12 protein-coding genes and 1 tRNA gene are annotated in these 11,931 nt (G+C 63.5%); 9 read left to right on the top strand and 4 right to left on the bottom strand.

Going from position 1 to position 11,931, the window contains the following annotated elements:
* Positions 1-129 precede the first annotated feature (129 nt).
* Genes CIMIT_RS05320 through CIMIT_RS05310 form a run of 3 tightly spaced genes read left to right on the top strand, consistent with a single transcriptional unit; the run spans position 130 to position 2,064 of the window.
* Complete coding sequence (locus CIMIT_RS05320; protein WP_038590187.1) at positions 130-1,149, top strand: NUDIX hydrolase; 1,020 nt, start codon at positions 130-132, stop codon at positions 1,147-1,149.
* A 32-nt stretch (positions 1,150-1,181) separates the two neighbouring features.
* Entirely contained in the window at positions 1,182-1,625 is a 444-nt protein-coding gene (locus tag CIMIT_RS05315; RefSeq protein WP_038590185.1) for a YbjN domain-containing protein, read from the top strand.
* A gap of 4 nt (positions 1,626-1,629) precedes the next feature.
* Complete coding sequence (locus CIMIT_RS05310; protein WP_038590181.1) at positions 1,630-2,064, top strand: YbjN domain-containing protein; 435 nt, start codon at positions 1,630-1,632, stop codon at positions 2,062-2,064.
* Positions 2,065-2,085: 21 nt separating this feature from the next.
* Here the strand turns inward: CIMIT_RS05310 and leuD are convergent, their stop codons facing one another.
* Together leuD and leuC are read right to left on the bottom strand one after the other, a co-directional pair.
* Entirely contained in the window at positions 2,086-2,676 is a 591-nt protein-coding gene (leuD, locus tag CIMIT_RS05305) for a 3-isopropylmalate dehydratase small subunit (RefSeq protein WP_038590178.1), read from the bottom strand.
* A 15-nt stretch (positions 2,677-2,691) separates the two neighbouring features.
* Positions 2,692-4,113: a 3-isopropylmalate dehydratase large subunit gene (gene leuC / locus CIMIT_RS05300; protein WP_038590175.1), complete on the bottom strand. Its 1,422-nt coding sequence runs from the start codon at positions 4,111-4,113 to the stop codon at positions 2,692-2,694.
* Between the two features lie 49 nt (positions 4,114-4,162).
* On the opposite strand from leuC, the gene CIMIT_RS05295 reads away from it, so the two are divergent.
* Positions 4,163-4,876: an IclR family transcriptional regulator gene (locus CIMIT_RS05295; protein ID WP_038590172.1), complete on the top strand. Its 714-nt coding sequence runs from the start codon at positions 4,163-4,165 to the stop codon at positions 4,874-4,876.
* 6 nt (positions 4,877-4,882) lie between these two features.
* Here the strand turns inward: CIMIT_RS05295 and CIMIT_RS05290 are convergent, their stop codons facing one another.
* Positions 4,883-6,571, bottom strand: a complete 1,689-nt coding sequence (locus CIMIT_RS05290) for an alkaline phosphatase D family protein (protein WP_038590169.1) — start codon at positions 6,569-6,571, stop codon at positions 4,883-4,885.
* 145 nt (positions 6,572-6,716) lie between these two features.
* On the opposite strand from CIMIT_RS05290, the gene CIMIT_RS12115 reads away from it, so the two are divergent.
* The 5 genes from CIMIT_RS12115 (at position 6,717) to CIMIT_RS12695 (ending at position 11,728) form a co-directional block, all read left to right on the top strand.
* Positions 6,717-8,543, top strand: coding sequence for a purple acid phosphatase family protein (locus tag CIMIT_RS12115; protein ID WP_158407425.1), 1,827 nt, complete (start codon positions 6,717-6,719; stop codon positions 8,541-8,543).
* 77 nt (positions 8,544-8,620) lie between these two features.
* Entirely contained in the window at positions 8,621-9,391 is a 771-nt protein-coding gene (locus CIMIT_RS05280; protein ID WP_038590166.1) for a hypothetical protein, read from the top strand.
* Between the two features lie 32 nt (positions 9,392-9,423).
* Positions 9,424-10,170 carry a hypothetical protein gene (locus CIMIT_RS05275; RefSeq protein WP_038590163.1) on the top strand — a complete coding sequence of 249 codons (747 nt, stop codon included), beginning with the start codon at positions 9,424-9,426 and terminating at the stop codon, positions 10,168-10,170.
* 63 nt (positions 10,171-10,233) lie between these two features.
* Entirely contained in the window at positions 10,234-11,460 is a 1,227-nt protein-coding gene (locus tag CIMIT_RS05270) for an IS1249 family transposase (RefSeq protein ID WP_084674229.1), read from the top strand.
* Positions 11,461-11,551: 91 nt separating this feature from the next.
* The gene (locus tag CIMIT_RS12695; RefSeq protein WP_157727800.1) at positions 11,552-11,728 is read left to right on the top strand and encodes a hypothetical protein; all 177 of its coding nucleotides are present in this window, start codon (positions 11,552-11,554) and stop codon (positions 11,726-11,728) included.
* 51 nt (positions 11,729-11,779) lie between these two features.
* On the opposite strand, the gene CIMIT_RS05265 is transcribed toward CIMIT_RS12695, so the two are convergent.
* Positions 11,780-11,855 (bottom strand) — tRNA-Glu (locus CIMIT_RS05265).
* Positions 11,856-11,931: the final 76 nt, after the last annotated feature.

Raw genomic sequence — 11,931 nt, 5'->3', positions numbered from 1 at the left:
CCCGCGCACCCGTTTCACCGTCCCGACTCCGTCGCTTCACGCGCAAAAGACCTGTGTTGGGACAATCGACACCTCGCGGGGGCGTGCCGCGCGTGGCGCAGCCCGGCAAGGTAAGCAAAGATAGCGAGTATGGCTGAGAAGAAATCGTTGAAGGGGAAACTGCACGAGCAGCACAAGGACATCGCCGGGGAGATGTTCTTGACGGGCCGCCACCAGGAGGTGCCGAAGCGCCCGCAGGACGAGTTCACGCGCACCACGCTTGCCGCCGGTGCGGTGCTGTGGCGCGGCGACCGGAACGACACCTCCTCGATTGAGGTGGCCTGCATTCACCGCCCGCACTACGACGACTGGTCGCTGGCTAAGGGCAAACTGGACCCAGGCGAGTCGCTGGTCGCCACCGCGGTGCGTGAGATCCGCGAGGAGACCGGCTACCGCATCCGCCTGGGCAAACTTTTGGGCAAGACGGTCTACCCGGTGAAAAACACCACCAAGGTGGTCTACTACTGGACCGGCGAGGTCACCGGCGGCGAGTTCACCCCGAACGATGAGGTTGACGAGATCCGTTGGCTGCCGATCCCGGAGGCGAAGGAGCTGATGAGCTACGCGCTGGATCGCGAGGTGTTGGAGAAGGCGCAGAAGCGCTTCTCGCGGCCTGCCGACGCCCGCATCCTCCTCGTGCGCCACGCCCGCGCGCACGAGCGCCAGAAGTGGGCAGGCGACGACAACCTGCGCCCGCTGGACAAGAAGGGGCGCCGCCAGGCGGAGATGCTGGTGCCGTTGCTCGCCCCCTTCGCACCGCAGCGGATCTTCTCGGCGCGGCCGGACCGCTGCCACTCCACGGTGGAACCGCTCGCGGACGAGCTGGGCTTGGACATCACCGTCGAGCCCCGTTTCGGCGATAAGGCCTGGTTGGAAGACATGGTGGGCGCAAAGCGCGCCTTCCAGGAGGTGATCGAGGCCGGCGGCACCAGCGTGATTTGCAGCCAGGGCGAGGCCATCCCGGGGATGATAGCGTGGTTGGCGGCGAACGGCACGCTGCCGATCGATACTGAGATCAAGTCGAAGAAGGGCTCCGTGTGGTCGCTGACCTTCCACGAGGGCCAGCTCACGGGCGCGGACTACCTGCCCTCGCCACTGCCCGTGCAATAGGCCCGTGCAATAGGAAAAGGAAAGAGGCGTTTATGGCTTTGGCTCCCGTGACGCAGGAGCGCGTTGAGGCGACGTTGGACGCGATGGGCCTCAAGCACTACCGCAGCGAGTCCGATGGGTTGACGGTGACCGCGTTCCCCAGCGCCGTCTGCTTCTTCCGGCTGGAGGGCGACATGTTCAATATCGTGTCGCGCTGGCTGGGCAAGGCGCACAGCGACGAGGACAAGGAGGCGCTGCGCCGGGCAGTCAACCACCTCAACCGTTCTCTACCGCGCCTGCGCGCGCACCGGGTGGATTGGGAGGACGGGGCGATGCTCGCGTTTATCGACGCCCCGTTCTTCCCGGTCGGCGGCCTCGACGACGACCAGCTGCATAAGATCCTGGACTTTACGTTCGCCATGCTGCGCTACGCCACGGATTCGCTCAACGAGCAGCTGCCGCAGCTGCGCGCCGCTGCTAACGAGGGGGAGGCCTAACACCATGAAGCAGACCAATCTGGACCGCGTGCGCGACTACTTTCAGGCACAGGAGTGGACGTACACGGACGCAGAAGATCCGGACACGATCAAGACGGTCTTTGCCGGGATCGCGATGGATATCTCCTACACTTCGAACACGATCGTGCTGTTTACCACCATCGGCGTGGCCGAAATCAAGGCTTCCCGCTTTGGGGACGTCCTGGAGTTTTGCGAGCAGTTCAACAACGCTCGCTCCTTCCCCACCGCAATCGCGATCGAGGAGCCGGAGCGCGACCTCGCAGCCCTCGGCATTTCCTACGCGCTGCCCTGTCAGTGGCAGCACACCGACGAGCAGTTCCGCGATTTCCTCGACCGCGGCATCCTCGGCGTAGTCAACACTGCGAAGGCGTTTCTTTCCGAGTTCGCGCCCGAGGTGCTGCGCCAGCTCCCGGAGTAGCCCGCGCAGCACGCGAGTGCGTTAGCGTACCGCGGGCTTGAACGCGGGGCGGCTGGCCTCGTACTCGGCGATCGCGGCTTCGTCGCGAAGCGTGAGCCCGATGTCGTCGAGGCCCTCCATGAGGCGCCAGCGGGTGTAGTCGTCGATCTCGAAGGTGTAGGTGTTCTCACCGACAGTGACGGTGCGGTCCGCGAGCGAGACAGTCGCCTCGAGGCCGGGCTGCTGCTCCAGTTGCTTCCAGATCAGCTCGATGTCGGACTCGCTCATGATGCCCGCGAGCAGGCCGGCCTTGCCGGAGTTGCCGCGGAAGATGTCGGCGAAACGCGGGCTGAACACGGCCTTGAAGCCGTAGTCCATCAGCGCCCAGACGGCGTGCTCGCGGGAGGAGCCGGTGCCGAAGTCCGGCCCAGCGAAAAGCACGGAGCCGTCGGCGTAGTCCTCTTGGTTGAGCACAAAATCTGGCTGGTTTTCGCGCCAGTTGGAAAACAGGCCGTCCTCGAAACCGGTGCGCGAGACGCGCTTGAGGTAACGGGCAGGGATGATCTGGTCGGTATCAACGTTCGAGCGGGTCAGCGGCACGCCGACGCCGGTGTGGGTGGTGAACTTTTCCATGGTGTGTTTCTCCTTTTACAGGTCGGCGGGGCTAGCGAGGTGGCCGGTGACCGCGGTGGCCGCGGCAACCAGTGGCGAAACGAGGTGGGTGCGCCCGCCCGGGCCCTGGCGGCCCTCGAAGTTGCGGTTGCTTGTCGACGCCGAACGCTCACCTGGCGCAAGCTGATCCGGATTCATGCCGAGGCACATGGAGCAGCCGGCGGTGCGCCACTCGGCACCGAACTCGGTGAAGATGCGGTCCAGGCCCTCTTCCTCCGCCTGCTGCTTGACCAGCGTGGAGGAAGGCACGACCAGCATGCGGGTGTTCTCGGCAATGCGGCGACCCTCCACGACCGAGGCGGCGGCACGCAGGTCCTCGATGCGCGCGTTGGTGCACGAGCCGAGGAAGACCGTGTCGATGGCGATGTCGCGCAGCGGCGTGCCCGGGGTGAGGTCCATGTATGCGAGCGCCTTCTCGGCGGCCTGCTTGGAGCTCTCATCGGTGAAATCCTCCGGGTCGGGCACGTTGCTCGACAGCGGCAGGCCCTGGCCGGGGTTGGTGCCCCAGGTGACGAACGGGGTGAGGCTGGAGCCGTCGATTTCCACGACGGTGTCAAAGGTTGCGCCCTCGTCGGTCGGCAGGGTCTTCCAGTACTCCACCGCCGCGTCCCAGTCAGCACCTTTCGGTGCGTACTCGCGGCCCTTGACGTACTCGAAGGTCTTCTCGTCCGGGGCGACCATCCCGGCGCGCGCGCCTGCCTCGATCGACATGTTGCAGATGGTCATGCGCGCTTCCATGGACAGCTTCTCGATGGCCTCGCCGCGGTACTCGATGATGTGGCCCTGCCCGCCGCCGGTGCCGATCTTGGCGATGATGGCGAGGATGAGGTCCTTTGCGCTCACACCCTCAGCGAGCTCGCCGGTGACCTCTACCGCCATGGTTTTGAAGGGCTTGAGCGAGAGCGTCTGGGTTGCCATGACGTGCTCGACCTCGGAGGTACCGATGCCCATGGCGATCGAGCCGAAGGCGCCGTGGGTGGAGGTGTGCGAGTCGCCGCAGACGATCGTCATGCCGGGCTGGGTGATGCCCAGCTGCGGGCCGACGGTGTGCACGATGCCCTGCTTGACGTCCCCCATCGGGTGGAGGGTTACTCCGAATTCCTCGCAGTTCTTGCGCAGGGTTTCGACCTGGGTGCGCGAGGTCGGCTCGGCAATCTCAAGGAGGTTACCGCTGACAATGCCCTCGGTAGGCACGTTGTGATCCTCGGTAGCCAGGTGCAGCTCCGGGTGGCGCATTTTCCGCCCGGCCATGCGCAGTCCGTCGAAAGCCTGCGGGGAGGTCACCTCGTGGAGGAGCTGGAAGTCGATGTAGATCAGGTCGGGTTCCCCGTTCTCACCGGCTTTGACGATATGGTCGTTCCAGACCTTTTCTGCCAGGGTTTGCGGCGTGCGTGCCATACTGTTCCTCCTTGGTGCCCGCGCACGGGAAGCGTGAATTCTTCCCAGAATGCGAGATGGTATTATCCATTACGTGAGACAGTATAGCGAAGACTCCGGCATCAAAGTGCTTGACCGCTCGGTTGCGATCGTGCGCGCCGTCGCCCGCGGGGAAAAGCCACTCGCACAGCTCAGCGAGGAAACCGGCCTGCCGCGCGCAACCACCCACCGCATCGCCACAGCACTCGAGGTCCACCACATCCTCTCGCGCACCGAATCGGGCGCGTGGACCATCGGACCCGCGCTCGCCAGCTTCACCTCGGGCACGTCCCCGCTGCTGCTCAGCGCCGCCTCCCCCATCATGCGCGACCTCGTCGCCACCACCGGCGAGGCCGTGCAGCTTTACGAGCTCACCGGCGAGACCCGCACGTGCATCGCCGCCGAAGAGCCGACCGCCGGCCTGACCTACACCGTGCCCGTGGGCTCGCAACTCTCCCTCGCCGCGGGTTCCGCCGCGCGCGTCTACGCCGCCTTCTCACTTATCGACGCCACGCCATTCCCCGCCTCCGAACTCCGCAAAGTCCGCGAAACCGGCCTGGCAGAATCGGTCGCCGAGCGCGAAATCGGGCTCGCCTCCGTCTCCACCGCGGTCCGCGACCGCGACGGCAGCGTCATCGCCGTGCTTTCCGTCTCCGGACCGGCAGAAAGGCTCTCCCCCAGCCCCGCCGGCAAGTGGGGCGAGGCGCTGCTGGCTGCGCGGAGTCGTTTGGAGGCGGCGCTGTAGGCGTCGCTAAGCATCAACGAAGCCCTCGCCGATGCGCCACTGGCGCTTTTCGCCGAGGGCGACAGTGGCTTCCGGGTCCTCCACATCGGAGACGCGGTAGTAGCACATGTCAACAAAGTCGTGGTGGATGCTGGCGATGCCGTAGCCGTGCGCGTCGAAGTCGATGTGGTTAACCCACGGGTTGTTGTCGCGGATAACCTTCTCCACCAGCAGCGAGGTCGAGTTGTCCTCCGGGTGGTAGGTGCCAAACGCGCTGGTGAGGATCTCATCCACGTTCGGCGCAGAGATCGAGGTGGTTACCATCTCACAACCGATCTCGCCGTAGGTTGCAGAAATTGAGTTGGCCCACTCGGAGTGGATGTCGCCGGTGAGGAAAAGCGGGTTGGAGTTCTGCTCGTCCAACACGGTGAGTAGTCGGTCGCGCTCCGCGGCGTAGCCGTCCCACTGGTCAGAGTTGACCGCGATGCCGGTGGAGCGCTCCCGGATGTAGCCGATGGCCTCGTTCGCCTTATCGTTGCCGGCGATTGTGGCAAAGCGCATCGGGGAGATCATCACCGAGTTGCCCAGCACGTCCCACCGCGCCGTGGAGTTTTTCAGCTGCTCGGTCAGCCAGTTGAATTGCTCGGAGCCCAGCATGGTGCGGTCCGGGTCATTGAATTGGGAGCCGGTCGTCTCAGCGTCGCGGTAGGTGCGCAGGTCCATCACCGTCAGCTGCGCGAGCGTGCCGAAGTTGAAGCGGCGGTAGAGGCGGCGCTCTCCGGACAGCGACTCGGCGCGCACCGGCAGCCACTCAAAGTAGGCCTGCATCGCCGCTTCTCGACGCTGCGCCCACTCCCCCTCAACGCGACCATCCGTATGATTCTCCGCACCATCTCGCCAGTTATTGTTGGCAATCTCGTGGTCATCCCACACCACAATCCACGGGCACGCGCCGTGCGCGGCCTGCAGGTGCAGATCCGTACGGTAGCGGCCGTAGCGCTGGCGGTAGTCCTCGAGCGTGGTGATCTCCCACTCCGGGTGGTGCATGCGAGCCACGCCGCTCTTGCCCGCGTACTCGCCAGTCGGGTACTCGTAGATGTAATCGCCCAAGAACACCACGTGGTCAATCTCGCGGTTGCGCGCCCGCTGCGCCATGTCGCCGTAGGCGTTGAAGAACCCGGACTCCCAGTTCGCGCACGAGGCGATGGCGAGGTTGAGCTGGTCAATCTCGGCATCCTCCGCGGGCGCGGTCAGCGTGCGTCCCACCGGCGACGTCGCGCCCGCGTGCTCGCCGCTTTGCACGATGAAGCGGTAGAAGTACTCCGTGTCCGGCGAAAGCCCAGTCGGGTCCACGTGCACGGTGTGGTCCGCTGACGCGATGGCCACAACCGTGCCGGTCTGCGGGTTTTTAAAGTCCTCCGAGGTATCGAGCTGCCACTCCAGCTCGACGTCCTCACCCAGGCCCGAGCCAGGCAGCGCATCGCGCGAGGGCGTCACGCGCGTCCAGAGGATCACCCGATCCGGCAGCGGGTCGCCGGAGGCAACGCCATGGAGGAACGGCAGGTCCCACTGTTCAGCCTGCGTAGGTGTTTCCGGAGTGGACACGGTGGAGGTACGGGCTGCGTAGGCTCCCCCAGCACCCACCGCTACGGCAGCCGCGGAGGCGGCGGCAGCTTGCAGCACGACACGACGATTCACACGGATTTCTGAGTTCATGTCGCTTACTTTCAACCAGCGGTCGGGCACCTGCAAGGCGAACAGCCTGATGTTGGCAAAAGTTCACCTTGTATTCAGCTTTCGGGCACTTTGCATGTAACCGGCTGTTAAAAACGCTCAGGTTAGGTAGCAAACCATGACCTTTATGCGTACTTCCCGCCGTCCGAATCGCCTGCTGCGCCCTGCTGTCGCCATCATGCTGACCGCAGCCCTGTCCGCCTCCACGGTTGCGGTCCCCACCGCGCGGGCTGCCACCGACAAGATCGACCGTCTCACCTTCGGCATTGGTGCCGACGAGACGCAGGCGAACGTTGCCTGGCAGACCTCCCGCACAGGTGCCCAGTACCTTGAGTACTGGAAGACCTCTTCGCCCGACGATAAGCAGCGGGTGGAGTCCGAGCGCGGCCCACACGAGGCACTGATGACCGGCCTTGAGCCGGATACCGAGTACGCCTACCGCGTGGGCAGCGACCGCGCCGGCTGGACCGACGAGTACACCTTCACCACCGACTCGGGTGACGATAGCTGGAACTTCCTCGCCTTCGCCGATGCGCAGATCGGCGTTGACACCAAGGTGAAAGAGCAGGCCGCTGCTTGGGATAAGGCCGTAAACACCGCGACTTCCGAGCACCCGGATGCCTCCTTCATCATGCACTTGGGCGACCAGATTGAAGGCTGGGGCTCCGCCACCGCGCAGACCAAGGCGTTTACCGCCCCGGAGAAGCTGCGCAGCTACCGCCTTGGCGTCCTGCGCGGCAACCACGAAACCTACACCGCCAAGCGCCACTTCAACGACGCGTTCTACCTGCCCAACGAGGAAAACGACTCGGGCAACTACTTCTTCACCTACAACAACGTGCTCTTCATCGGCCTGGACAGCAACGCCTCCAAGTCCGATGAGATCGCACAGCACGCCGAGTTCGTCCAAAACGCCATCGACGAGCACGGAGCAGAGGCGGACTGGGTCATCGTTGGCTTCCACCACGCGCCGTTCTCGCAGGGCACCCACTACACCGACGACGACGTGGTGCGCCTGCGCGAAGAGCTCACCCCGAAGCTTTCCGACGCTGGCGTGGACCTGGTCTTGAGCGGCCACGACCACATCTACACCCGCAGCCACCTTATGGAGGGTGCCGAGCCTGTCATCCCCGAAGGTGCCGCAAAGGCCGGCGACGTGCTCATCCCGGACGAGAACCAGGTCCTCTACGTCACCTCCACCACCGCTACCGGCGGCAAGTACTATGACTTCCAGGACAAGGACGGCAACACGCACCCACGCATTCGCGAGGAGTACGCGGCAGACCTTGCGCACGACTCCACCGCCCGCTGGCGCCAGGACTACAACCCGGACTACACCAGCGTCGAGGTCAGCCCAGAGGCACTCAAGCTGACGACCTACAACATCAACACCCCGTACGTGGTGGATCAGGTCACGCTGCAGAAGAAGAACGCAGAGGTACCGGAGGAGGAGCCGACCACGACTCCTGAGGAAACGCCGACTGCAACCACGTCTGCGGAGCCTACGAAGCCTTCGGATGCGGGCACCGCAACCGTGACGACCACCGCGACTGCAACCGAGACCACAAAGTCGGAGCCCGAGGTCATCACCACCACGGTGTCTTCTGAGAAGACCGTCACCTCCACCGTCACCACGGTCGAGGACACTGTGGTGACCTCGACGTCCACGCAGACTTCCCCGACCACGAAGGAGGTCGAGGTGACCAAGACGGTGCCCACCACGGTGGAGAAGACCTTGACGAACGCCTCAACGGTCGAGGGGTCGACCACCATCACCAAGACCACGACGGCGCAGGAACCGTCCGTCGATACCAAGCAGGCCGGCAGCAGCACCGCGGGCATCATCTTCACGGTTCTGGGCGTGCTCGCAGCACTGCTCGCCGTGATCGCGGGCGCACTCACCTACCTGCACCCGCAGCTTGTGCAGCAGGTCCGCGACTACTTCAACATCTAGCCAAGACTCCGGCCGCCGGTTGACCAAGTGTGACAACCGGCGGCCGCCGTGTGCGTCGAGCACGTACCCTGGGCCGCATGATCAACCGGGACGACCTCACCGCCTCCAGGCTGCCTATCTACGACACGGATTACACGCGCCTCACCCTGGCCATCCAGGACGCACCTGTGGCGACACCCAATCCGCAGCGTGACCCCACCGGCGTTGCTGAGCTCATTCAGCGCGAACGGATCTCCCTGCCCATCCAGAAGGGCCTGTTCCAGCCCGAGCCGCAATCCATACCCGCCTACCTCTTTATGGCCGGTTTTGTGGTTGTTGCCCAAATGGTCTCGGGCAATACCTTCTTCACGATCGTGGTGGTACTCATGATGGTCTTTGGCCGGGGCTCGTACGTGTACCGGGAGCGTAGGCGTCGGCAGCGAATCCAGCAGGCGTGGGCAAACGGCTGGCTGCGCGTGGCTCCAGCGCTCATCGGTGACCTCGTACCGAAGGGGGACACCGCGGCGAAACACATTGCCAAAGGCCAGCGCGCCACATGCACCGCACCAGCGCTCGTACTGAGTCCCAAAGGCGAATGGATACCGGTAAAGGAGCAATTGCTCAGGCTCAACCGCAATGCTGGTCCGCATGAGTTGCGCATCGCCGAATCCGGCGCGGCTCCTGCCGTCGACCCGCAACACAACAACGGTTGGGTTCTGTACTTGGCTCCCTACGGCGAGCCCGTCGACCAGGGCGCGGTCGCCGTGAATCTGTCCGGGGAAGATGAGGCGCGCATCTTTTCCCATATCGCACGCACGTGGCAGCTGCCGGGACACGACGCAGACGAGCGTTGGTGGGAAAAGTACTGACACCTGCCATTGATCGACGTACCCTGGGCCACATGATCAACCGGGAAGACTTCACCCCCGCCAGGCTCCCCTTTTACGACGCCGACTACACCCGGCTCCGCAACGCCCTCCAAAGCGTCCCCGTGGGGAGGGAAAACCCAGCGCAAGATACTAGCGGCATCGCCGAGCTCATTCAGCGAGAGGGCCGACCCACGCTGATCCGGCGCACGCAGCTGATCCTGATCACCGTTATCTTCCCTATAGGCCTCGTGCTCATCGGCAACGCGGCGCTTTCCGGGTTTGACCCCAGTTTGTTCCACGTCACCTTCATCTTCTTGTGTATGGCCCTGCTGTTCTACGCCGCAGCCGGGTTTATGGCCTACCGCGGGATACGGGAGATCCGGCGCCGAAACCGCGTCCAGGAGGCATGGAATAACGGTTGGTTGCGCCTCTACCCAGTCCTGATCGGTGACCTGATCAAACACGGGCGGGCGTACAGCAAGGGCGACGAGGATCTCCACGTGTACAACTATTCCGCGTTGTGTCTGCTGCTTAACCCGAACGGCGAATGGATGCCCCTGCCGGAGCAGAAATTCACTTTCTGCTACGACACTGAAGTACCCGCCCGAGGGCCCCGAGAAAAGGACTTCCTCGTGGTGGAAAGCGCCGAGGCCGCTCGCGTCGACCCCGAGCACAACAGGGTTAAGCGACATAATGTGTGCTTTTTTGGATATGGATTCCCGGTCCTGCCTGGGCCTACGGCGGGACAGTGCTCGTTGAATCGGGATTCCCGGCCGTAGACCGGAAGGTCCACCACTTCAGGCGTTGGATGTGCTATGGCAGCAGGCTGTTAAACCAGCTGCATGCCAACTCAACACAGAAAGAGAAAACACAACAGGCCCCTATGCCCGGCATGCGAGCACACCGCCACAAAAATGGGCACCACCTCCAGCGGAACACAGCGATGGCGCTGCACACACTGCGGGCACACCTTCACCAACCCCAACACGGCCAAGACCAGCGCATATCGGTTTTCCGTCTTCATCGATTGGATCACCGGCCAACGCCCCCTCGACGCTGTAGCTGCTGCACACAACGTCTCCAGGCGCACACTGATCCGCTGGTTCACCTACTTCTGGTTCATCATTGTCCCGTGCAAACCAGACCCGTACCGCGTCTACGACCAGCTCTTTATCGACGGGACCTACTTCCACAAGAAATGCCTGCTTGTCGCTGCAACCAGCGAGCACGTCGTCGCCTGGCACTGGTGCACACGAGAAACCGCCTACGACTACGCCAAACTCTTCGACCTGATCGCCGAACCCCTAGTCGTGACTACAGACGGCTCCGGTGGCGCCCACAAAGCCATCAAACAATGCTGGCCAAACGCTGCTATCCAACGCTGCCTCGTCCACGTACGCCGCGACACCATCAAAGACACCACACGCCAACCAACACTTACCGCCCACAAAGCACTGCTTCGCCTCGGCAACCAGCTGACCCACATCACCACCCGCGATCAGGCAATTGACTGGGCACTTCGCCTCAACCGCTTCCATGACCTCTACGGTGACTGGCTCAAAGACCGCACCTACCGCAACCAAGTCGCCCCAGAGGAGATCCCAAAACGCATCCGCGACAACCAGCAATGGTGGTACACCCATCCCAGAGCCCGCAGAGCCTACCGCCGGTTCGAGCGCCTCTACCAACAAGGCCACCTCTTCGTCTGGCTCAACCCACCACACCGCACCACAACCGAGTTGAAGACCACCACAAACAGCCTGGAAGGCGGCGTGAACGCACAGCTGAAACACCTTGCCCGAGCCCACCGCGGCGCATTTGACGAACACCAACGAATCATCATGGACTGGTGGCTCTACCTGCACACCCAACACCACGATGACCCGCTGGCGCTAGCAATCGAGCAAGACTTCGGCCACGCAGGCTACGCACACGCCCGCCAGGCACACATGCGTGAACGCGACCAAGCCAACTCACCCGACGGCCGGCCGAAAGTCTACGACACCGGCATCGACACCGACTTCAACCCCTCCTGGGCCATCCGACACGGCTGGGCAGGACGCTCATAACCCCAGCACAACACCCCTACCCCCCATCCCGGCCCCCTGAAAAAGCACACATTTTGTCACTTAAGTCGACACGCCGAGAAAAGCACACATTTTGTCACTTAAGTCGCACAACAACGGCTGGGCACTGTACATGGTCCCCTACGGCAAGTCGATCGACCAGGGCGCACTCACCGTCGATCTCTCGGGTGCGCAGGAGCGGGCAGTGTTCGCGCAAATGGCGAAGCGGTGGAACCTGCCGTTTGATAGCGCCGACGCGAAGTGGTGGTGACCGGATAAAGCAAAAGTGGCCAGCATCTTTGCTGATGCCGGCCACTTCATGTGGTACCCCGTACGGGATTTGAACCCGTGTTACCGCCGTGAGAGGGCGGCGTCCTAGGCCACTAGACGAACGGGGCGCGTTCGCTTTCCTTGCGACTTTTAAAACAATAGAGGGTGTCACATTAAACGCACAAATCACCAGCGTAGAGCACA

It is taken from the genome of Corynebacterium imitans (assembly GCF_000739455.1).
GTDB classification, from domain to species: Bacteria; Actinomycetota; Actinomycetes; order Mycobacteriales; family Mycobacteriaceae; genus Corynebacterium; species Corynebacterium imitans.
This window is presented reverse-complemented; position numbering and strand designations above follow the sequence as displayed.